Source organism: Acidobacteriota bacterium, assembly GCA_020845575.1.
Taxonomy (GTDB): domain Bacteria; phylum Acidobacteriota; class Vicinamibacteria; order Vicinamibacterales; family Vicinamibacteraceae; genus Luteitalea.
Window position 1 is genome coordinate 60,928 of record JADLFL010000035.1, and the last position, 20,911, is coordinate 81,838.

The 20,911-nt window shown below is 68.0% G+C and carries 18 protein-coding genes and 1 pseudogene; 12 read left to right on the forward strand and 7 right to left on the reverse strand.

The features are described 5' to 3' along the window. Window positions 1-3 precede the first annotated feature (3 nt). The 4 genes from IT182_09830 to IT182_09845 are packed head-to-tail and all read left to right on the forward strand — an operon-like array spanning window position 4 to window position 4,861. Window positions 4-1,269 carry an SDR family NAD(P)-dependent oxidoreductase gene (locus IT182_09830; protein ID MCC6163635.1) on the forward strand — a complete coding sequence of 422 codons (1,266 nt, stop codon included), beginning with the start codon at window positions 4-6 and terminating at the stop codon, window positions 1,267-1,269. 60 nt (window positions 1,270-1,329) lie between these two features. Beyond that, a complete protein-coding gene (locus tag IT182_09835; protein MCC6163636.1) occupies window positions 1,330-2,352 on the forward strand; it encodes an HlyD family efflux transporter periplasmic adaptor subunit in 1,023 nt (340 codons plus the stop codon). Further along, on the forward strand, window positions 2,349-3,494 hold the full coding sequence (locus IT182_09840; GenBank protein MCC6163637.1) for an FtsX-like permease family protein: 1,146 nt from the start codon (window positions 2,349-2,351) through the stop codon (window positions 3,492-3,494). Before IT182_09835 ends, IT182_09840 begins: the two co-directional genes overlap by 4 nt. Window positions 3,495-3,511: 17 nt before the next feature. Continuing rightward, window positions 3,512-4,861, forward strand: coding sequence for an ATP-binding cassette domain-containing protein (locus IT182_09845; protein ID MCC6163638.1), 1,350 nt, complete (start codon window positions 3,512-3,514; stop codon window positions 4,859-4,861). A gap of 82 nt (window positions 4,862-4,943) precedes the next feature. Here the strand turns inward: IT182_09845 and IT182_09850 are convergent, their stop codons facing one another. The 3 genes and pseudogenes from IT182_09850 to IT182_09860 form a co-directional block, all read right to left on the reverse strand. After that, entirely contained in the window at window positions 4,944-6,476 is a 1,533-nt protein-coding gene (locus IT182_09850) for an FHA domain-containing protein (protein MCC6163639.1), read from the reverse strand. 16 nt (window positions 6,477-6,492) lie between these two features. Next, window positions 6,493-8,100, reverse strand: coding sequence for an FAD-dependent oxidoreductase (locus IT182_09855; GenBank protein MCC6163640.1), 1,608 nt, complete (start codon window positions 8,098-8,100; stop codon window positions 6,493-6,495). A 251-nt stretch (window positions 8,101-8,351) separates the two neighbouring features. After that, a pseudogene (locus IT182_09860) lies at window positions 8,352-8,597 on the reverse strand (ankyrin repeat domain-containing protein). A 740-nt stretch (window positions 8,598-9,337) separates the two neighbouring features. On the opposite strand from IT182_09860, the gene IT182_09865 reads away from it, so the two are divergent. Both IT182_09865 and IT182_09870 read left to right on the forward strand, forming a co-directional pair. Continuing rightward, window positions 9,338-9,622: a M23 family metallopeptidase gene (locus IT182_09865; protein ID MCC6163641.1), complete on the forward strand. Its 285-nt coding sequence runs from the start codon at window positions 9,338-9,340 to the stop codon at window positions 9,620-9,622. Between the two features lie 159 nt (window positions 9,623-9,781). Then, window positions 9,782-10,939: a hypothetical protein gene (locus IT182_09870; protein ID MCC6163642.1), complete on the forward strand. Its 1,158-nt coding sequence runs from the start codon at window positions 9,782-9,784 to the stop codon at window positions 10,937-10,939. A 112-nt stretch (window positions 10,940-11,051) separates the two neighbouring features. Here the strand turns inward: IT182_09870 and IT182_09875 are convergent, their stop codons facing one another. Then, entirely contained in the window at window positions 11,052-11,567 is a 516-nt protein-coding gene (locus IT182_09875; protein MCC6163643.1) for a YjbQ family protein, read from the reverse strand. A gap of 146 nt (window positions 11,568-11,713) precedes the next feature. Further along, window positions 11,714-13,198 carry a transcriptional regulator gene (locus IT182_09880; GenBank protein MCC6163644.1) on the reverse strand — a complete coding sequence of 495 codons (1,485 nt, stop codon included), beginning with the start codon at window positions 13,196-13,198 and terminating at the stop codon, window positions 11,714-11,716. Here IT182_09880 and IT182_09885 point away from each other — a divergent pair. Then, window positions 13,183-14,718, forward strand: coding sequence for an aminotransferase class V-fold PLP-dependent enzyme (locus IT182_09885; protein MCC6163645.1), 1,536 nt, complete (start codon window positions 13,183-13,185; stop codon window positions 14,716-14,718). The two genes, IT182_09880 and IT182_09885, sit on opposite strands and share 16 nt — an antisense overlap. A 52-nt stretch (window positions 14,719-14,770) precedes the next feature. On the opposite strand, the gene IT182_09890 is transcribed toward IT182_09885, so the two are convergent. Continuing rightward, window positions 14,771-15,274, reverse strand: coding sequence for an N-acetyltransferase (locus tag IT182_09890; GenBank protein MCC6163646.1), 504 nt, complete (start codon window positions 15,272-15,274; stop codon window positions 14,771-14,773). Between the two features lie 261 nt (window positions 15,275-15,535). Between IT182_09890 and IT182_09895 the strand changes: the two genes are divergently transcribed. The 5 genes from IT182_09895 (at window position 15,536) to cueR (ending at window position 19,787) form a co-directional block, all read left to right on the forward strand. Next, entirely contained in the window at window positions 15,536-16,042 is a 507-nt protein-coding gene (locus IT182_09895) for a hypothetical protein (protein MCC6163647.1), read from the forward strand. Window positions 16,043-16,086: 44 nt separating this feature from the next. Beyond that, window positions 16,087-16,353 carry a hypothetical protein gene (locus IT182_09900; GenBank protein ID MCC6163648.1) on the forward strand — a complete coding sequence of 89 codons (267 nt, stop codon included), beginning with the start codon at window positions 16,087-16,089 and terminating at the stop codon, window positions 16,351-16,353. Further along, the gene (locus IT182_09905) at window positions 16,340-16,918 is read left to right on the forward strand and encodes a hypothetical protein (GenBank protein ID MCC6163649.1); all 579 of its coding nucleotides are present in this window, start codon (window positions 16,340-16,342) and stop codon (window positions 16,916-16,918) included. Before IT182_09900 ends, IT182_09905 begins: the two co-directional genes overlap by 14 nt. 125 nt (window positions 16,919-17,043) lie before the next feature. Continuing rightward, window positions 17,044-19,377: a copper-translocating P-type ATPase gene (locus tag IT182_09910; protein ID MCC6163650.1), complete on the forward strand. Its 2,334-nt coding sequence runs from the start codon at window positions 17,044-17,046 to the stop codon at window positions 19,375-19,377. Then, window positions 19,374-19,787, forward strand: coding sequence for a Cu(I)-responsive transcriptional regulator (gene cueR, locus IT182_09915; protein MCC6163651.1), 414 nt, complete (start codon window positions 19,374-19,376; stop codon window positions 19,785-19,787). The genes IT182_09910 and cueR overlap by 4 nt, the downstream gene beginning before the upstream one ends. Before the next feature lie 71 nt (window positions 19,788-19,858). On the opposite strand, the gene IT182_09920 is transcribed toward cueR, so the two are convergent. Next, window positions 19,859-20,848 carry a PD40 domain-containing protein gene (locus tag IT182_09920; protein ID MCC6163652.1) on the reverse strand — a complete coding sequence of 330 codons (990 nt, stop codon included), beginning with the start codon at window positions 20,846-20,848 and terminating at the stop codon, window positions 19,859-19,861. Window positions 20,849-20,911 lie beyond the last annotated feature (63 nt).

Consider the following 20,911-nt stretch of genomic DNA (forward strand, 5'->3'; position numbering starts at 1 on the left):
TCGATGGACGGTAGCCAACAGCGTCTCGCGTCTCTGCAGGCGGTTCCTCTCTTTGCGTCGTGCGCGGCCGAAGAGATCTCCGAGATCGCGAGCGTGCTCGAGACTGTCGACGTGGCGGCCGGGACTGTCGTCTTCCGGGAGCGCGACCCCGGCGTCGACATGTACATCATTCAGACCGGTGCCGTCCGGATCGTGTCTGAGGGACCATCCGGCCAGACGATCGCCGAGCTCGGCACTGGCGACGTCTTCGGCGAGATGGCCCTCATCACGGGCTTCCCGCGATCGGCGTCGGCGATTGCGTCGACGGACGCCAGGCTCTGGCGGCTCGAGAAGGACCGTTTCGACACCCTGATCCGGAGCTACCCGTCGCTGAGCGTCACGCTGAGCCGCGTCCTCAGCCAGCGGGTCCGGCGGACAGCCACCCTGGGCCGGGAGTTGACCGGCCGCACGGCGCTCGTCACCGGCGCGTCGAAGGGGATCGGGACCTACATCGCCCGCGCGCTGGCGCGCGAGGGCATGAATCTGGTGCTCACGGCACGGTCGGCCGAGGCGCTCGAGGAGCTTCGCCAGGAAGTCGAGGCGCTCGGCGTGCGCGCGATCGCCATTCCCGCCGACGTGAGCGACAAGGCCGATCTCCAGGCGCTGGTGGTGCGCGCCATCTCGGAGTTCGGTTCGATCGACCTGCTCGTCAACAACGCCGGCATGCTGCTGACGCTCGCGTACCACAAGGTGTTCCCGCAGGAAATCGACGACCTGATTCGCGTCAACCTGGCCGGCCCCATGTTCCTCAGCTGGCTCGTACTTCCGGGTATGCTCGAACGTGGCTCGGGCCACATCGTCAACGTCGGGTCGCTCGCGGGGAAGTACGGGCCCGCGTACAACGAGCTCTACTCGTCGACGAAGGCGGCGCTCATCGCGTTCACGCAGTCGTTCCGCGCCTCGTATCGGGAGTCGGGCGTCAGTGCGTCGGCCGTCTGTCCGGGGTTTGTCGAAACGGGCATGTACGCGCGATCGCGCAAGCACGGCCTGCGGGCACCGCGCGTCCTTGGCTCGACGACGCCGGAAGCCGTCGCCGCGGCGGTCGTACGTGCGGTGAAGAAGGATCAACCGGAGATCATCCTGAATCCCGGGCCGATTCGGTTGATTCTGGCGCTGCCCACGCTGATGCCGGGCATCGCCGAGTGGGCGCGACGACAGATCGGGGCCGACACCCTCTATCGCAAGGCCGCCGAGATTCGCGCGCAGCGACGCGCGGAGACCGGGCGCTAGCCTGAAGGCCTACCCATGAACCGTGTGACGCTCTCTCTGGCGCTACTCGTCCTGCTGGCCGTGGCGGCGCTGGCGATGTTTCTTCGGGTCTCGCGCCAGGACACGACAGCCGCTGCACAACCGACGCGGGGCGCCGCCGTGGCGTCCATCGGCGCCCTCGGCCGGATCGAGCCCGGTGACGGTGTCGTGCGCCTGGCCGCCCGCAGCCTGAGCGGGCAGCCGTCGATCGTCTCCAGCCTGCGCGTTCGCGAGGGCGACACCGTCACGGCCGGGCGGGTGATCGGCGAGCTGGACAGCACCGTGCAGCTCGAGGCCCAATCGGTGCTCGCGCAGGCCAGGGTCGCCGTGGCGCGGCGGCGGCTCGAGCAGGTGCGCGCAGGCGCGAAGGCGTCGCTGATCGCGGCGCAACAGGCAGAGATCGATCGCCTCTCCGTCGAACTCGAGGACGCGCGCAAGCATCTCGCGCGGTATGAGACGCTGGTCGCCAACCGCGCGGCCGCCGAGGCCGAACTGGACCGGGCACGCACCCGAGCCGAATCACTGGCCAGGCAACGGCAGCAGGCCGGAGACCAGCTCGTCGCGCTGTCCGAAGTCCGTCAAGTGGATGTCGACGTCGCGCGGGCGGAGCTGGACGCCAGCATTCGCGAGAGCGAGCGCGCCCGCGCGGAGCATGCGGCCAGCCTCATCCGCTCGCCGCTCGACGGACGCATCGTGAAGATCCATGCATGGCCCGGTGAAGAGGTGGGCCCGAACGGCATCCTGGAGCTCGCGAGCACGGAGCCGATGTACGTGCTCGCCGAAGTCTCCGAGGTCGACATGGCGCGTCTGCAGCCGGGCCTTCGAGCCCGCGTCACGGGCTTTGGCCTGCCCGCGCCGCTCGAAGGGACGGTTGAAACCGTTGGCTTACGGGTTCGGGAGAACAGCGTCGTCCACCTGGACCCGGCCGCGTTCAACGACACGCGGATCGTCGAAGCCAGGATCAGACTCGATGATGGCGCGAAGGTCGCCCACCTCATCCACCTGCGCGTGAACGTCGTGATCGACCTGTCGTCGACACCCGCCGCTCCGCGTGCCGGCCGATGATCAACAGGCTCGCCTGGCACCAGCTCACCAGCGAGCGCCTGCGCCTCGCAGCCGCCGTTGCCGGCATCACGTTCATCGTGCTGCTGCAGTTGATGCAGCTCGGTTTCCGTTCGGCGCTGTTTGCGGCGGCGACCCGTGCGTTCGTCCCGCTCCAGGCCGACATCGTGCTCACCAGCCCGAAGTACGAGTTCGTCGTCGCCGCGAGCGCGTTCGCGCGACAGCGGCTCTACCAGGCGCTGATGCACGCCGACGTCGTGTCGGTCGCCGCGGTGAACTCCGGCGTGACGGCCATCATGGACGAGGAGACGCGCCACGTTCGCCAGATCACCGTACTCGGCATCAGCCCCGACGAAGGCGCGTTCGATCCGGCGTCCCTGAACGGTGACTTCTCCTCCCTCGGTCTCGCGGACACCGTGTTGCTCGATGCGAAGACCAGGCCCGAGTACCGTCCGATTCTCGCGGCCTTCCGCCGGAACCATGCGCTCGTTGCCGAAGTGGGCGGACGGCGGCTCGAGGTCACCGGCCTCTTCGAGCTCGGCGTGGACTTCACGGGGAATCCGCATCTTCTCACGAGCCACACGACGTTTCGCCGGATCTTCCACACCCCGGAGGGCGCGATCCAGATCGGCCTCGTCCGTGTGCGTCCCGGCGCCAACGTCGACGTCGTGCGCGCGGAACTGGAAGCGACGCTCCCGTCAGATGTGGAGGTGCTGACCAAGCAGCAGTTCCTCGATCAGGAAGTGGCGTACTGGGCCGAGCGGCAGCCGGTGGGCTTCATCTTCGACTCCGGGCTCCTCGTCGCGCTCATCGTCGGCGCCGTCATCGTCTATCAGATTCTGTACACCGACGTGACGAACCACCTGCCGGAGTACGCCACGCTCAAGGCGATGGGTTATCGCGACAGCGCCCTGTTCCTGGTGGTGGTGCAGGAGGCGCTGATTCTCTCTGTCCTGGGGCTGCCCGTGGGCGTTCTCCTGGCGCTCGGAATCTACGCGATCGCACGAGAAGCCACAGGGCTTCCCATCGCGATGACCGTCGCTCGCGTCGTCCTCGTGTTCTCGCTGACTGTCGTCATGTGTACGCTGTCGGGGCTCATGGCGATGCGCAAACTGCGATCGGCCGACCCGGCCGACGCGTTCTAGAAGGACGCGCGAGGCCGATGGTGACGCCAGCGATCTCGGTCAGGAATCTCAATCACTATTTCGGGGCCGGTGACCTGCGCCGGCAGATCCTGTTCGACGTCACGGCTGACATCCACCCCGGCGAGATCGTCATCAGTACCGGACCGTCGGGATCGGGCAAGACGACATTCCTGACGCTTGTCTGCGGCCTCCGATCCGTTCAGGACGGCAGCGTGCGGACGCTCGGCGTGGAGCTCAATGGCGCCCCGCCGGACACCCTCGTCACGGTTCGCCGGCGCATCGGGTTCATCTTCCAGGCGCACAACCTGCTCGGCGCGCTCACCGCGTGCCAGAACGTCCAGATGGGCGCGCAGCTCGATGGCGACGAGACGCCGGGGCAGGCGCGCGAGCGGTGCGTCGAGATGCTCCGCGCCGTCGGACTGGCCGATCGCGTGGACCACTATCCCCATCAGCTCTCGGGAGGCCAGCGGCAGCGCGTCGCAGTCGCCAGGGCGCTCGTGCGGCGACCGGCGATCGTACTGGCCGACGAGCCGACCGCCGCGCTCGACAGGACGAGCGGGCGTGAGGTCGTCGAACTCCTGCAGCGACTCGCCGCCGAGCAGTCCTGTGCAATCCTGATGGTCACGCACGACAACCGCATCCTGGACATCGCGGATCGCATCCTCACGCTGGAGGATGGCAGGGTGTCCTCGTTCACGGCCGGCATCGCGGCCACGACCGAGCAGTTGATGACGGCGTTCGGGAGTCTTCAGCGCAAGGGCGAGCTCCGGCACCATCTCGAGACGCTGCCCCATTCGAGCTTCGTGGCTGCGCTCGAGAGCGTGACCGGTGAGTTCGAGGCGCTGCTCGAGACCATGGACGTGGCCAACGCGGTGGCGACACGCACGCTCGTGGATCAGGTGCTGGAGGCGACAGCGATCAGGATCCGCGACGTGGTCGGAGCCGAGCGGGCGACCGTCTACCTGGTGGACCGGCCGCACGGGATGGTGCGCGCCAAGATCGCGCACCACACCGGCCCCGTTCCCCTGGAGATCCAGATGCCAATCGGCACGGGCATCGCCGGCCGCGTCGCCAGGAGCGGCGAGACGATGAACATCGCCGACGCCTACAGCCATCCCGACTTCAACCCGGCGTTCGACAGAGCCAATCAGGTGCGGGCTTCGGCGGGACCGACCGAGCCGGTGTTCCGCACCGAGTCGATCCTCTGCATGCCGATCTTCGACCGTCAGGGGACGGTCATCGGCGTGGTCCAACTCCTCAACAAGAAGGGCGGCGGCGCGTTCGGCGCGGTCGACGAGCAGGCGCTGGCCGCGTTCGTCAGATCGCTCGGGATCTTTCTCGAGTCGTGCGTTCGCCTGGCGAGCTGACAACCGCCCAGCCAGCAAACGGCAGCCGTGCCTGGCCGCGGTCGGGTGGGTGAGGCAGGCTCTCCGGCCCGGCCCGTCGCAGTCAGCTCGCCTCGAAGACGTCGATCGTGGCCTGGCGTCCGCGAAGCGACACCTCACCCATCGGACGCACCGCCAGTCGATTGGCGAGACGATCTCGAGTGGCGCGAGAGATGACGATCTGTCCCGGCCTGGCGACCGTCGACTCGATCCGCGACGCCGTGTTGACGACGTCGCCGAGCACCGTGTACTCGCGACGCTTCACCGAGCCGATGTCTCCGACGCGCGCGACGCCCGAATGGATGCCGATTCTCATCCTCAGGTGCGGACCACCGGCAGCTCGCTCGTTCAGCAGTACCAGTTCCTGTTGCATGGCGCGCGCCGTCAGCACCGCTCGTACCGCGTGGTCCGGCTGGTCGAGTGGCGCACCGAACACGGCCATGAGCGCGTCGCCGATGAACTTGTCGAGCGTGCCCTCCTGCTCGAAGATCGCCTCGGCCATCCGTTCGAAGAAGCCGTTCAGCAGCGCCGCGGTCTGGGCTGGCGAGAGCGTCTCCGAGAGCGACGTGAACCCCACGAGGTCGGCGAAGAGCACCGACACGTCGCGCTCCTGCGCAAGAAACGACGCGTCGCCCTCCGCCCCACCCTCGAAGATGCGCGACACGACCGCTGGCGAGTGGTACCGCTGAAGCCGTTCACGGCGACGGACCTCCTCGTTGACTCTCGCCGTGAGGCGCGCCTGCTCGATGGCGATCGCCGCGAAGTGGGCGAGCATCGTCAGCCTGTCGAGATCAGCGGCCGTGAACCGGTGCATGCGCGAGGCATCGACGTACACGACGCCGATGATGTCGTGCTCGTGCCACAGCGGCGCGCACATGAACGACCGCACCTGATCCAGGCGCACGCTCATTGACGCCGCGGTGCGGCTGTCGACCTGCGCATCGGCCGCCAGCAGCGCGACGCGATCGGCGATGACGCGATCGACGATCGTGCGGCTGACCGAGGCCGACTCGATGTCGGTCCCGTCACGGCGCCGGGCCACGCGCGGCTGCAGCGTTCCCGTCGCCGCGTCCCTGAGGACGAGAAACGCACGTTCGGCCGGACACGTGTCGAAGGCCAGTTGCACGACGCGCGTGAACACCTCGTTGGGAGGCGGGCTCTTCACCAGCGCGCGCGCCACTTCCGACAGCAGGCGCAGCGAGCGACCATCGTCTGCCGACCGCGCCTTGGCCTCCACGTCGGCGATGGACAGGTGAATCGTGCCCGGAGAGTCCAGGAACGCATGGTCCTCGGAGAGCGACAGGTGATCCGCGACGGAGGACTCGACCGTCACCGGAACGCGGCCGAGCACGAGCCGGTCGCCCTCGGCCACCTCGGCGGAGGTCACGGCCGTCCCGTTCACGTAGGTGCCATTGCGGCTGCCGAGGTCCGTGATCCTGCATCCGCGATCGGTGACCGAGAATCGTGCGTGGTGTCTCGACACGCTGACGTCATCGATGGTCAGGTCGCAGGCCGGTGCCCGGCCGACGAGGGTGTCGCCCGACGTCAGCGCGTGGCGTCGCGGTGTGCCAGATTCCTGGTAGCTGAGAACGTACACGGCTGTCGACCCGCCTTCACGCGGGATTCTTCGGCACGGGTGCCTTGCCGATGACGTCGCCGAGCGTGGCGAACGCTTCCTTCAGTGACAACGCATCGCCGCGGTGCAGCTCGAGCGCCTGCAGACGGCTGCGCGCTCGCACCGTTGCCGTGCGCCTGACATTGTTGAACACCGCGGCTTCGCCGAAGTGGTCGCCGGGACCAAGAACCCCGACGCACGTGGGTCCCTCGTCTCCGTCCACCAGGATCTCCGCTTCGCCGCTCTGGATGACGTACATCGTGTTGCCGACGTCTCCCTGCGTGACGACGGCCTGACCGGTCTCGTAGAGCACGGACCTGATCATGAGACGGCCCTCGGAATCCACCGACACCATGTCGCGGCCCACGAAGGGCCAGACGATCCAGTCGAGCAGTGTCCGCACGCGCCGATCCCACGTCGGGACGTAGTACAGCACCAGCAGGCGCCAGAGCAGCCACGCCGGAAACCCCGTGAGCTCGATGCCTCTCAGATGGCCCGCCGCGCGGCGCTGTCCGATCGCGCAGGCCTCGCCAAGCCCCGCCCGCGTGTACCGCTTCGGCGGCGCACCGGCGACCGATCGCAGGATGTTCCTGCCGATGTGGAGGCCGCCCGTGTACGCGTAGTAGAAGAGCGCGGGATAGACGCCCCCGCGTGGATGCGGCATCGCCGCGCAGTCGCCAGCCGACCACACGTTCGGGATCTCCGTGACCCGCAGGTGCGTATCGGTGATGATCCGCCCGCGCTCGTCGCGCGCAGCGGGCAACTGGGCCAGCAGGGGATTCGGCGCGGATCCCGTGCAGCTGATGAGCGTACGACTCGGAATCCATTCGCCGCTGTCGAGCACGATCTCGGAGGAGGTGGCCGCTGCCACACGCGCATTCCGCCGCACTTCGATGCACGGTCGCCGCGCGAGTTGCTTCTCCACGTAGTCGACCAGCCGCGGGTGTCGCTCCTGGAGCTCCGGGATGAGCCGCGCGCCGCTGTGGACGATGACGATGCGGATCTCGTCTGGCTGCAGGAGCGGAAACTCGCGCCGGCAGAGCAGCGGAAAATACTCCGCCAACTCGCCGGCCACCTCGACTCCGCCGAAGTTGCCGCCCGCGATGACAAAGGTGAGCAGGCGGCGGCGCTCGTCCGGATCGGTCTCGAACTCCGCCAGCTCCAGCATGCGGATGATCTGGTGACGGGCCATGAGACATCCGTCGTACGCCTTCAGCTTCAACGCATGCTGGGCGATGCCCGGGTACCGCGACAGATCGTCCACCGATCCCACCGCCACGACGAGATGGTCGTAGTGCAGCGAGTACTGGCGGCCGTCGAGCGAGCGACTGACGTCCACACGGCGTGCGGCGGTATCGATCGTGTCGACGCTCGCGTTCACGAATCGTGCGGGAGCGAAGATACGGCGTGCGGCGCTGATGATCTGCCCGGGCGCGATCTTCCCGGCGAGCATCTCGGCCACCAGGCCGTGGAAGGTGTGGAAGTTGTTGGCGTCGACGATCGTGAGCGCCACGTCACCGCGGCGGACCGCACGACGCAGGCGGCGGCTGAGCCCCAGCGCGCAGTATCCCCCTCCCAGACACAAGACCTGCACCGGAGACGCCATGCATGGATTCCACGTCGAAGCGTGAATTGCGGCGGATTGTATAGCACCAGTACTGGTCGGACAACGCTGCCAGCCTCTTTACTGAGACTTTCCGCCGCCGTCTGCACCAGGCATTCCGGCGCGTCGTGGTCTCGGAGCAGCCTGATGGTCTGCGCGTTCGGGAGTTCATCGCCGGGGAACCGCACGGCATAGCCAAGAGGCGTGCACTCCACGATCTCGCCCTGTCGTTCGTAGTGCCCGGGCAATCGCACACGCACCGACAGATCGGCGCCGCGTCCGATGAGCAGCTCGGCCACGGTGAGGCCGTGGTCGCCGAACTGCGAGACCGCATGGAAGATGGCCGTGTGTCCGCCGACACCGGCCTCGTCGATCGAGGCACGGGCGTTGACGTCGGCACCACGGTCGAGAAGCAGCGATGCCGCCGCCGGAGTACCGTACTCGGCGGCCACGTGTAAGAGTGTGCTTCCCCGAAGCGTGAGCGCGCGCCCACCGCTCATGCCGCAGTCGAGCTCCGGGAAGCGCCGGCTCACGAGTGCGGGATCCGCGTCAATCTCGTCGGACAGACGGTCGAGCCGTCCGCGGAGCAGCGACAGCACGCCTGGTGCGTCGTATCTGGTGGTGCCGCCAGCCTCGAGGAGGAGGTCGATGCACGCACTCACGCGTTCCAGCGAACGCCCGTACGAGGCGATGACGTAGTCGAGCGCGGTGCCCTGATACGCGTGGCCGCTGATCGCGTATCCATGGTCGCAACAGTTCGGATTCGCGCCGTGCTCGAGCAGCCACGCGAGTGCGACGGGATCCAGCGCTTCACACGAGGCGAAGGTGATCGGGAAGCTCCCGTGCCACAGGGCGTTCACGTCGGCGCCGTGCGACACGAGCAGCGCCATCATCGGGATGGGATGCCCGTTGAGCGCCGCACGCATGGGCGGCGCGTCTCCGCCTTGATGGACGTCGGATCCGTGCTCGATCATCCACTGCGCCATGGCGAGCCGCGCGGGAGACGGCGGTCCCCAGGGAACACGGCATTCAGCTACCCACGTGAGCGGCCCGTCCTCGCCGTAGCCGAGCGGCGCGCGATGCAGCGCCGGATTGCGCGTCATCAGCGCCTTGACGAGATCGACGTCATTGGTGTCGATCGCCTGTTCGAGCTGCCCCACTTCCATGGCGAAACTCCTTTCATCACCACGCCCGTGTCCGCACGCTCGGGCTGAAACCGCCGGAGCCCGATCGCGCGCACATGGCCGGCAACCACGTGATGCTCGATTGCAGCGGCGTCTGGGTGCTCCTTGGCCATCTCCAGCGCGGCTCCGTCGGCGTTCGACCGGATCAGGCTGTCGCCACGGGCGACGTCCTCGGCCGCGTCGGGAACAGCGGCAACACGAGCGAACCGCACCTCCACATCCACGCGCAGCGGCCAGGGTCGAACGCGGAGCCGATGAGCGGCACGCCACTGCCCATTCGACTCGACGGCCGCTACCTGGTGCGCAACGCCCGCGTGACGGCCACCCCGCGCGCCAGGTGAGCGACGGCGCAGCGTTCAGCGCTTCCGTCGCGGAACGACCTCCCGCGAACCTGTACAATGCCCGACACACTTCGGCATCTGTCAGGGGGGGACGTGCGCCGGCTTCCGTTCGTTGTGTCACTGCTTGTCGTGTGCGTCTCCGGGGCGCTCGTGGCACAGATGCGTTTGGTCCCTGATGCTCCCGGCAGGTGGAAGCCATGGAGCTTCACCGCGTTCCCCACCGTCCGGACGCAGCTCGGTGCCCGGCCTGCCGACGTGAAGGCCCTCGAAGCGCACCTGCTGCGCCTGAACGAGCTCATCAAGGGCATCGAGGGCATCGCGAATCCGATCGGGTTCAGCGTCGAGACATCGGGCACGCTCGCCTCGGTGTCGCGCCGAGAGCTGCCGATCTCCGGTGAGCCCGCGCTGACAGTGCGTCCGTTGCCGGCGGTCCTGTACTTCGGAGCATTCAACATCGTGGAGTACGGCACCGGCCCCAAGGTCAGGCGCGAAGACGGGGGAGAAACGGCGCTGTTGGGGTTCTTCGTCAACGAAGTGTCGCTGCCGCTGTTCGCGGCTCGCGACAGCCGCGTGCCGGAGTTCGAGAAGCTCGACACCGATGTGGTGCGCCTCGCCAAGCCGGAGCGCGATCTGTTCGGCATGCCGCGCTACGGCAGCGACACGATCGTGATCAAGAAGACTGACGCGGAGATCTGGGCCCCGGTGACGATGGCCGAAACGCTGGAGCTCGTCGCACGCAGCATCGACCAGCGCCTGGCCGACGCGCGCGACGTCGTGACTCGCCTTCAGAAGAACCATGACGAGCGCACGGATCCCGGCGCGCGTGCCAAGCGCATGGCGGAGCACAAGCAGATCGCGGCGATGCTGAAGGATCCGAAGTATCTGGAGGCAATGACGAAGGCGGACGAGGAGCTCGCGCGGACCGCGGCCGATCTGTTGCCGAACATCGCCCGTGAAAAGGCTGCCGCGGCGAAGATCGAGCAGGAGCTGGCCGACGCCAGGGCGAAGGCCGCCGGGCTGTCGGCGGCAGACAAGGCGGCGCCGGCCTGCTATGTCAGTGGCGGTACGAGTGGCACGCTGGCGATTTCGCGTTTCCGTCAGTCGCCGGCGGGTGGCTGCGATCCGCTCGTGCGCGCGAACTGGTCGCTGTTCAACCCGGCGCTCCCGCGATCGGCGCCGCAGTTGCTGACCATCGCGCACTTCGAGCGATGCCTGCCTGCCAACAATCCGCCTCGCAACCACGCCGGCGGGTGTACGGCGAACATGCGCGTGCTCGAGTCAATCGACAAGGCCGCCCTCGAGGCCTGGCTGCAGTAGTCGTCGAGCCCGTTCACGGCGGCTGCCTGAATCGGATCTTCGTCTCGACACCCGGTCAGCTCGCCGATCAGCTGCGACAGCCCCGTCGCGCACGCCAGGCGTGTCCCGGGATTCATCGCGCCGCTCCGACGATCGTGGCGGCAACCTGACGCACCTGCGGGCCATCGAGGTCCACGAACAGGATCCGCTGCCAGCGGCCGAGCAGCACCGCGCCATCGACAACGCTCAGGCTCAGCGACGCCCCCAGGCTGATGGCGCGGCAGTGCGCGTGGCCGTTCACGCGCTCCTCCGCCACACGGTTCACTTCTCGACGGGTCGGATCGTCGTGCGCGTACGGCACGTCGCCCGGTGCCAACCGCTCCAGTTGGCGGATGATGTCGCCGCGAAGCAGTGGCTCGTCCTCGTTCAGCACGATGGCCGTCGTCGTGTGCAGGGTGTGTATCGCCAGCACGCCATGCCGGATGCCCGAACGGCTGACGAAGCGCGACAACCGTGGCGTGATGTCCACGAATGTCGTGCGATGAGGCGTGCTCACCTCGAGCCGCAGGTGCGTGGCCGCCTGCGCCGAGCTGGCAACCGGCCGTTCGATGATCGGCGTGACGTCCTCTGATGCGATCGCAGGGGCCATGTGACTCGCTCCGCACGGTGCGCGGAGCCGCGAGGGTGCGACTGCCGACCGTGGCACGCCGCAGCATCGGCGCAACAGGTGCGGATGTCTTCACGATCGCGTGAGGGTTCGATGAGATCTCCGTGAGCAGGCCGGTTTCCGGGCGTTCAGAACCGCCGCGTGATGCCGTACGCCAGGCCGCAGCCGAACAAACCGCCCTCCGCCATGGTGATGATGGCGCCGGTGACGGGACCGAATCCGGGTTCGCCGACGAGTTGCCCGATCGGCGTCAGCGCCAGGCGCGATCCCGCCGATGCCTGTGCGATGGCGTGGATGGTGCCGCCGGCCAGCGGCCACCCATAGAGCGCCAGCCCCAATGCCGCCAGCGCACCCGCAGCCATCGTGGTCGCCACGAGCGCCACACGCCGGCTGCCACGCGGCGCGGCGAGCCCGGACGCGACATCGCGCGTGGCGATGGCGTACCCGAGCGCCGTTCCCGCACCGAGGACGAAACTCTGTACCGCGCCGGTCACCGGAACGTCGAGGCCGAACATGACGCCGAGCGTCCAGCGGGCCAGCAACTGCGTGATGACGCCGACCAGACCGCCGCCAGTCGCACCGGCAAGCACGAGTGCCGGCAGTCGCCACGAAAGCGCAAGCGCTTCGGCCAGCCCGATGCCTGCAGCAACGCCGGATCCGCCCACGAGCCCGCACATGACGCCAATCAGCGCGAGCACAGGTGCCACTGTCAGCGGTGCATCGCCGTGGGGTGCCAGCGCAAGCAGCAGACCGCCGCCCCAGCCCGCGATCGCCCCGACGAGCCCGCCGCCCACGGCTCCGCCAATCGAACGCCTGATGACGAGCGGCGCCGCTCGGCGCAACCGCATCGTCACGACGTGTGCCGCCGTGGCCAGCGGATGCGGCTGGCCGACGATCGGCACCTCACCGGCCCCGCCCACGAGATGCCGCGTATCGCGGAGCAGCGCCCGCGCGTACGGACCGCGCGGATGATCGACCAGTTGATCGAGTACCGCCTCCGTTCCCAACAGATGCAGGCGCTCCGCTGCGTCGCGTTGATCCTCGAGGGAAACGCCTTCACCTGGAACGGCGGTCACCTGGGCGATCAGCGGCGCGAACGGATCATCGCGCTCCACCGAAACCGGGAGCGGTGCAGCAACGTCGCTGGGCTCCCCAACAGCCGCGCGCGCTGCCGCGCCATTGCCACGCCCATCGTCGTCTTCCTCGACGACGTCGGCGAACACGAACTGGTAGCCGTGACGGGAGACCGTACGGATGAAGATCGGTTCGCGCGAGTCGTCGCCGAGCGTCCGGCGCAGCGTGCGGATCGCCTGGCTGAGCGCGCTGTCGGACACGATCACGTCGGCCCAGACGATGTCGAAGATGTCGCGGCGGTGGACGGCGTCGCCTCGTCGCTCGACGAGGAACACGAGCAGGTCGAAGTAGCGCGGGATCAGCGTGATCGGACGACCGTCACGCAGAAGCGCCCGCTGGCGGGGCGACAACACGAAGTCGGAGAAGCGATACCGCGGCAATCCGCCGACGATAGTCGAGAACGCGCCGCAGGCAAAGCCTGCGCGACATGTACGATCGTGGCCGTCGAAGGAGCCGCGCCGCCATGTCCTCATCGTCATCGCCAGACGCTCGCGCCGATCACCCCGGACGGACGCCGCTCGCCATGGACGATAGCGAGTTCAGGCGAGCCGGCCATGCGCTCGTCGATCGCATCGCGGATGTGCTTGGCGGCCTGCGCGAACGCCGCGTGACGAGTGGCGAGACGCCGGCCGAGGTCCGCACCGCTCTCGATGCGTCGCGTCCATTGCCGCAGACGGGCACACCGGCAGACGAGCTGCTCGACCGTGCGGTCCGGTTGCTGTCCGACCATTCGCTGTTCAACGGGCATCCGCGGTTCTTCGGCTACGTCACCTCGTCACCCGCGCCGATCGGCATGCTCGGAGATCTGCTTGCCGCCGCGCTCAACGCCAACGTCGGCGCCTGGCGGCTGGCGCCGATGGCCAGCGAGATCGAGGGCCAGACCATTCGCTGGATCGGCGAACTGCTCCGCTACCGCGACAACGCCGGCGGGTTGTTCGTCAGCGGCGGCAACATGGCCAACATCGTCGGCTTCTTCGCCGCGCGTGCCGCGGCGGGCGAGGCGTGGCAGGTGCGTGCCGCGGGCATGAGTGCGGCCGGCGCACCGCGGCTGCGTGTCTATGCGTCAGCGGAGACGCACACGTGGATCCAGAAGGCTGCCGATCTCTCGGGACTCGGCACCGACGCGATTCGCTGGATCGCGACAGATGCCGAGCAGCGGCTCGACGTCGCCGCGCTGCGCGCGGCCCTCGATGCGGACAGGGCCGCGGGCGATGTGCCGATGCTGGTCGCGGGGACTGCCGGATCGGTGAGCACCGGCGCTGTCGATCCGCTGTTTGCAATCGCGGACGCCTGCCGCGAGGCGGGTGCATGGTTTCACATCGACGGCGCGTACGGCGCGCTTGCAGCCGTGCTGCCCGATGCGCCGCACGACCTGAACGCACTCCATCTTGCCGACTCGATCGCCGTGGATCCGCACAAGTGGCTGTACGCGCCGCTCGAAGCCGGATGCCTGCTCGCGCGCGACGCCGCGTGTCTCCGGCGTGCCTTCTCCTACCATCCCGCCTACTACCATTTCGACGATGGCGACGGGATCAACTATGTGGACCTCGGGCCCCAGAACTCTCGCGGGTTCCGCGCGCTGAAAGTGTGGCTCGCCCTGCAGCAGGCTGGCGCCGACGGCTACAGGCAGACGATTGCCGCCGACTGCGCGCTGGCCGCGCGGCTCTTCGCCGCCGCCGATGCGCATCCCGAACTCGAAGCGTGTACGTCGAGCCTCAGTATCTCGACGTTCCGCTATGTCCCGACGGACCTTCGCGGCTCGATCGGCACGTCGGAGACGGAGACGTACCTGAACGCGCTCAACGAGGCCCTGCTGGAGCGATTGCAGATGTCAGGCGAGGCCTTCGTCTCCCATGCCGTCGTGCGCGGTCGCTATCTCCTGCGCGCCTGCATCGTCAACTTCCACACGACCGAAGCAGACGTGGATGCCCTGCCGGACATCGTGGTGAGGATCGGCCGCGACCTGCACGCCGCTGGGGAACGGTCCACATATCTCTGAGTACATCGACACACGCCGGGCACGGCGACCGGCTCCATCCCCGCGACACTTTCTACACGGCAGCAAATGCTACGTGATAGCGGATGGTCCCGGCGCGCTCGCGCAGAGCGCCGGGACTCAGCTCGATCGCCAGGAAGACGTCGTCCTGGACGTCGTACTCGGATCGCACGCCGAACGTCGATGCGGGCACGAAGCCGAACCGTGGGTAGTAGTCGGCGTGGCCAAGGACGACAACCGCGTCGAAACCCCTCTCACGACACGCGTCGAGACCAGCTCGCACGAGCGCTGAGCCGATCCCCTGACGCTGCCTGCCTGGCAGCACCGCCATCGGTGCCAGTCCCATGAACTGCCTGTCCACGTGAGGAAGCAGCGTCACCGGCGAGAACAGGATGTGTCCCACCACTGCCTCCTCGTCGACCGCAACCAGGGAGACGATCGGGTGCGCCTGTTGCCGCAACGCGTCGACGAGGTCCGCTTCTCCGGCCGTGTCGAATGCGGTCTCATTCACGTGACGGATACCCGGAATGTCCTCGGGTCGTTCCGTTCTGATGTGCATCTCTCGTCCTTCCACTCTGTCCGTGCGGTCTCTGCCGCCACGCCTGGCACAGGATACGGATCGCGAGCGTACCGTTCTCGAAGACGACTTACCTGTCACACTCTGCGGGTTCACCGGCTTCCTGCAGGTAAGGGCGATGAACGCCCGTTCACCAGGAGGCGTGCATGACCGTACGTGAGATCGTCGAGCAGAGCTTTCGCACCACGCTCGCGTCCCGCTCGTTGTGGCTGTTCGGGTTCTTCGTCGGGCTCTGGAGCAGCGGTGGAAGTGGTGGCGGATCTGGTGGCAGCAGCCATGGTGCCGGTCCTCGAGCGCGCCGGCATCGACTATGCCGACCTTGCCGGGAACGTGCACCTCGACGCGCCAGACCTCTTCGTGCACGTCCAGGGCCGCCGGCCACCGAAAGAGCGCGCAACGGGTCCTGCACGACCGCACAAGGGCTGGGTCAGGACGGTCATGGCACTGCTGGTGCAGCCAGCGCTCGTGAACGCACCTTATCGAGCGCTCGCGGACGAGGCCGACGTCGCGCTCGGCACCGTCGCGAAGTGCCTGAACGGCCTCACGCTCAGGGGACTCCTGCGCGGCCGGCTGGGAACTCGCACGCTGCACGACAGGCCGGCCCTCGTCGCGCTCTGGGTGCAGGCGTACATCGAGGCGGTCCGCCCCAGGCTGGCCGAACGGCGATTCCAGGTCCGCGTCGATGACAAGACGCAGCTGTGGGAACGCTTGCGAAACGTGCTTGCCCGCGCGAGCAGCGATGGGCACTGACTGGTGCGGATGCCGCCGGCCGTCGGGATCATTACTTCCGCGCGGTGGAGACCGAGATCTACGCACCGATCCGGGTGCTGGACGATCGCGAGGTTCAGAAGGCGCTGATCGCGCAGCCTGCCGTTCACGGTGGCAATCTGCTCGTCATCGAACCACCAGGGCCGCTGGCGTGTCCGCAGATGGACGATGATGCGATCCCCACTGCGCCGGACCTCCTCGCATACGCCGAACTGCGCTACCGCGGAACCGAACAGGCGCTGGAGGCGGCCGAGTTGCTGCTTCCGAGAGTGCTGGACGATGCCACGGCTTGAACCCGCGCTTCTTCCTGTCGTGACCGCCCTCGAACGTGGACTCCGAGTACTCGGCGTTCCGTTCGCAGTCGTCTGCGCCCTCGTGCCCGAACTGCTGCTCGACGCGCGTTCCGCTCGCCTGACGAACGACGCCGACGTCACCGTGACCGTGGAGACCGTGCTCGATGACGGCCCGACGCTGCCGGTCGTTCCGCTCCCGCTCTACGCACTCCTGAAACCGGTGGCGTTCAGCGATCGTCGAGCCGCGAAGGATCTGGCCGGCGTGTTCCACTGCCTTCAGCACTACCTGGACGACGATGAGCGGCGCTACGGCGCTGAACATGAGGGCGCCGGAGTACCGTTCGAGTACACCGGTGCCTACCTGCTTGGCGCCGACGGCCGACCGTTCCTCGACAAGTCAGTGATTCGAACGGTTCGAGCAGTGTTGGATCGATTCACTGATCCCGACGCGGAACCTGTCGGCATGGTTGTCCACCAACGCGGGCGGATCGCGATCGAGGACCACGAACGGATAGAGGTGTTCGAGCACTTCCAGTGGTGCCGGCGAGGATTGGCCTGCGACTGACGCTCGAGCTTCGTCGCACGTTACGCGCCTTGACCTTCCCATCGTTGGAAGGTTCAGACTGGTTCGCGGGCGCCCACGTGGGATGCCCTGCGCCAGACGACATGTGAGAGGGTCAGGAGAGTGCGATGAGCGCCGAACGAATTCAGCAACCGTCTGTGGAGGCCACGATTCGCCTGCCGATCGAGGGGATGACCTGTGCCTCCTGCGTCGGTCGCGTCGAACGCGCACTGAAGGCCGTGCCCGGCGTCACAGAGGCGGTGGTCAATCTGGCTACGGAGCGGGCGAGCGTCCGCGGAACCGCGGACCAGCACGCGTTGATCGCGGCGGTAGTCAAGGCCGGCTATGGGGCGCGTCCCGTCACGAGTCACGATGCGACCCATGACGAGGCGGGGCAGCGGAAGGAGACCGAGCGTCGCGAGCTGCAGCGCGACCTCACGGTGGCGAGTCTCCTCACGCTACCGGTGTTCCTGCTGGAGATGGGCACGCACGTCATCCCCGGCGTACACGGCCTGATCCATCGGACCATCGGCATGCAGTGGAGCTGGTATATCCAGTTCGCGCTGACGACGGCGGTGCTGGCGGCGCCGGGTCTCCGGTTCTACACGAAGGGGCTGCCGGCGCTCGCGCGGTTCGCGCCGGACATGAACTCGCTCGTCGCCGTCGGCACGCTGGCGGCGTACACGTTCTCGCTCGTCGCCACCTTCGCCCCGACACTCCTGCCACCCGGCACTGTCAACGTCTACTACGAGGCCGCAGCCGTCATCGTCACGTTGATCCTGCTCGGGCGTGTGCTTGAAGCGCGCGCGAAGGGGCGTACGTCGGAGGCGATCAAGCGACTGATCCGACTCCAGCCGAAAGTCGCACGCGTCAGGCGCAACGGCACGAGCGTCGACGTGCCCATCACCGATGTGCGCGCCGGCGAGATCATCGACGTCCGGCCTGGCGAGCGCATTCCCGTCGACGGCGCGGTGCTGGAAGGCGACAGCTACGTCGACGAGTCGATGATCACGGGCGAACCGATCCCGGTTGCCAAGGGCATCGGTGGCACGCTCGTGGGAGGCACGGTCAACCAGCAGGGCGCGCTGGCCTTCCGCGCGACAGCGGTCGGCGACGCGACGATGCTGGCGCAGATCATTCGCATGGTGGAGCAGGCGCAGGGATCCAAGCTCCCGATCCAGGCGCTCGTCGATCGAGTGACGATGTGGTTCGTGCCGGGTGTGATGGCGGTGGCGACGCTGACGTTCCTGGCGTGGCTGGCCTGGGGACCATCGCCTGCCCTGACGTTCGCGTTGGTGAATGCCGTAGCGGTGTTGATCATCGCGTGTCCGTGCGCGATGGGCCTGGCCACGCCGACATCGATCATGGTCGGCACGGGACGCGGGGCCGAGCTCGGCATCCTCTTTCGCAAGGGCGAGGCGCTCCAGCGGCTCGAAGACGCTGCGGTGGTTGCCGTGGACAAGACCGGGACGCTGACGGAAGGGAAGCCGTCGCTTACCGATCTGCATGTGGCCGATGGATTCGATCGCGCGCACGTGCTCGGACGGATCGCCGCGGTGGAGGACAAGTCGGAACATCCGATCGCACGAGCGATCGTCGACGCCGCGGTGGCGGAGGGCATCGCGCTGCCGGCCGTCGCGTCGTTCGAGTCCATCACGGGCTTCGGCGTCACGGCGCGGGTCGAGGGCGCGCGCGTGGACATCGGCGCCGATCGGTACATGCGGCAGCTCGGCGTCGACGTGACGCCCGTGGCCGCAACTGCCGAGCACCTGGCGGGCCTCGGCCGATCGCCGATCTACGCAGCCCTCGACGGAAGCCTGGCGGCGGTGCTCGCCGTAGCCGACCCCATCAAGGCGACGACGCCAGCGGCGATCGCGGCGTTGCACGACCTTGGCCTGAAGGTCGCGATGGTCACGGGCGACAACCGTCGCACCGCCGATGCCATCGCAAGACAGCTCGGCATCGATCACGTGATGGCGGAGGTCCTGCCCGAGGGCAAGGTGGATGCGGTGCGATCGCTGAAGGACGCGCATGGCGTGCTGGCGTTCGTCGGCGACGGCATCAACGACGCGCCGGCGCTGGCGGCCGCCGATGTCGGGCTCGCCGTGGGCACGGGCACCGATGTCGCCATCGAAGCGGCAGACGTGGTGCTCATGTCCGGGAGCCTGACCGGCGTGGTCACGGCGATCGCCCTGTCGCGCGCGACCATGGGTAACATCCGTCAGAACCTGTTCTGGGCGTTCGCCTACAACACGGCGCTGATCCCTGTGGCGGCCGGCGCGTTGTATCCCGCGTGGGGCCTTCTGCTGTCGCCGATGTTTGCCGCCGGAGCCATGGCGATGTCGAGTGTCTTCGTGCTCGGCAATGCGCTGCGACTGCGCGGCTTCCGCGCACCATCGTCCACCGCCGGGACCGACGCGGCGACATCGCTCGCACCGGCGGCGGCAGGGAGATCGCGATGACCATCGGGCAGGCCTCGCAGGCGTCCGGCGTCTCGGCCAAGATGATCCGGTACTACGAACAGACAGGTCTCATTCCGCGAGCCGAGCGCCGGGAGTCGGGCTATCGGGACTACACCACGGCGGACGTCCACAGGCTCCGCTTCATCAGGCGCGCGCGCGACCTCGGTTTCTCCGTGGCCGAGATCAACGACCTGCTGAGCCTCTGGCGCGACACGTCGCGCCAGAGCGCCGACGTGAAGCGCATCGCCATGACGCACATCGCGGAGCTCCGCGAGCGTATCGACAGACTGAATCAGATGGTGGGCGCGCTCGAGACGCTGACGGCGTGCTGCGCCGGCGACGAGCGCCCCGAGTGTCCCATCCTGGCAGACCTGGAAGACCTGTCGGACGACAGTGTCGTCGTCCGATAGGCATTGGCCCGTGGGCCATGGACAGCGTTCAGCCCTGCCGGCCAGGCGAGTTCCGTCGGCGGGCACGAGTCTCAGCGACGGCCGTGCCCTGGGCCGTTGTCGCGTCTGTCGTGGCCGCGGCCGGGGCTGTCGCGACGGCCATGCTTCATGTCGCGATGACTCACCCACAGGTCGTTCGCGCCGAACCCGCCCGGACGGTTCGAGTAGAAGTACACGTCCTCGGCGTCCTCGCTCAGCGCGGGTGCGCCGTCGTTGAAGGCGCCGTTCATCGCGCCGGCGGGCTCCGGTTCCGACCACGGCGCGTGCGTGTTGGGACGCGTGGACACCCAGAGGTCGAGCGTCACGTTGCCGTTCACGTCCAGCAGGCTCCCGGGCCGCGTCGAGGTGAAGAGCATCTCCAGGCCGTCGCGCCGAATGGCGGTCCGCGTATCCCGCGCGGGTGAGTTCAGCTCCGCGACGTTGTACGCCGGTCCGAACGACCCGTCGCGGTTCATCTCGCTGGCCCATATGTCGAAGTCGCCGAACCCGCCCGGACGGTTCTGGCTCGTGAAGTACAGCGTCACCCTGCCGCGTCGATCTTCGAACCACGTCGGACCATCGTCGAATCCGCTGAAGTTGACGTCGCAGCCGAGGTTCACGGCCGGTCCCCATCCGAAGTCGTCGCGCGTGTTCCTCCGCAGCGACACCCAGATATCCCGGCCGCCACATCCACCCGAGCGCTCGCTGCCGAACACGAGCGCGTGCCCGTCGGCCGCGAGGGTCGGCGCGAACTCGGCCGTGTTCGTGTTGATCGTCGCCGGGAGTGGCACCGGGGTACTCCACGCCGCACCAACGCGACGGCGGCGAGCGACCCAGATGTCGGTGCCGCCAGCCCCGCCCGGGCGATCGCTCACGAAGTAAAGCGAGAGGTTGTCGTTCGAGATGGCCGGATGCTGGTCGTTGAACGCCGAGTTGATCGCCGGTCCGAGGTTCTCGGCCTCCGACCAGTCCGAAAGCCGGTGGGCACTCGTGGACACGACGAGGGCCGCCGCGATGCCGGCGGCTGCAACAACTGTGCGCATGATGGGCTCCTCCTTGCGCGCTGACGCAGATGCGCGCCAGGACGTCTGCCGGATTAGGCGAGG

Excerpts from the sequence above, each read along its gene's own strand:
- IT182_09830 (MCC6163635.1), top strand. The coding sequence starts at position 4 with ATGGACGGTAGCCAACAGCGTCTCGCGTCTCTGCAGGCGGTTCCTCTC.
- IT182_09840 (MCC6163637.1), top strand. The coding sequence starts at position 2,349 with ATGATCAACAGGCTCGCCTGGCACCAGCTCACCAGCGAGCGCCTGCGC.
- IT182_09845 (MCC6163638.1), top strand. The coding sequence starts at position 3,512 with ATGGTGACGCCAGCGATCTCGGTCAGGAATCTCAATCACTATTTCGGG.
- IT182_09855 (MCC6163640.1), bottom strand. The coding sequence starts at position 8,100 with ATGGCGTCTCCGGTGCAGGTCTTGTGTCTGGGAGGGGGATACTGCGCG.
- IT182_09865 (MCC6163641.1), top strand. The coding sequence starts at position 9,338 with ATGGCCGGCAACCACGTGATGCTCGATTGCAGCGGCGTCTGGGTGCTC.
- IT182_09870 (MCC6163642.1), top strand. The coding sequence starts at position 9,782 with ATGCGTTTGGTCCCTGATGCTCCCGGCAGGTGGAAGCCATGGAGCTTC.
- IT182_09875 (MCC6163643.1), bottom strand. The coding sequence starts at position 11,567 with ATGGCCCCTGCGATCGCATCAGAGGACGTCACGCCGATCATCGAACGG.
- IT182_09885 (MCC6163645.1), top strand. The coding sequence starts at position 13,183 with ATGTCCTCATCGTCATCGCCAGACGCTCGCGCCGATCACCCCGGACGG.
- IT182_09880 (MCC6163644.1), bottom strand. The coding sequence starts at position 13,198 with ATGACGATGAGGACATGGCGGCGCGGCTCCTTCGACGGCCACGATCGT.
- IT182_09890 (MCC6163646.1), bottom strand. The coding sequence starts at position 15,274 with ATGCACATCAGAACGGAACGACCCGAGGACATTCCGGGTATCCGTCAC.
- IT182_09905 (MCC6163649.1), top strand. The coding sequence starts at position 16,340 with ATGCCACGGCTTGAACCCGCGCTTCTTCCTGTCGTGACCGCCCTCGAA.
- IT182_09910 (MCC6163650.1), top strand. The coding sequence starts at position 17,044 with ATGAGCGCCGAACGAATTCAGCAACCGTCTGTGGAGGCCACGATTCGC.
- cueR (MCC6163651.1), top strand. The coding sequence starts at position 19,374 with ATGACCATCGGGCAGGCCTCGCAGGCGTCCGGCGTCTCGGCCAAGATG.
- IT182_09920 (MCC6163652.1), bottom strand. The coding sequence starts at position 20,848 with ATGCGCACAGTTGTTGCAGCCGCCGGCATCGCGGCGGCCCTCGTCGTG.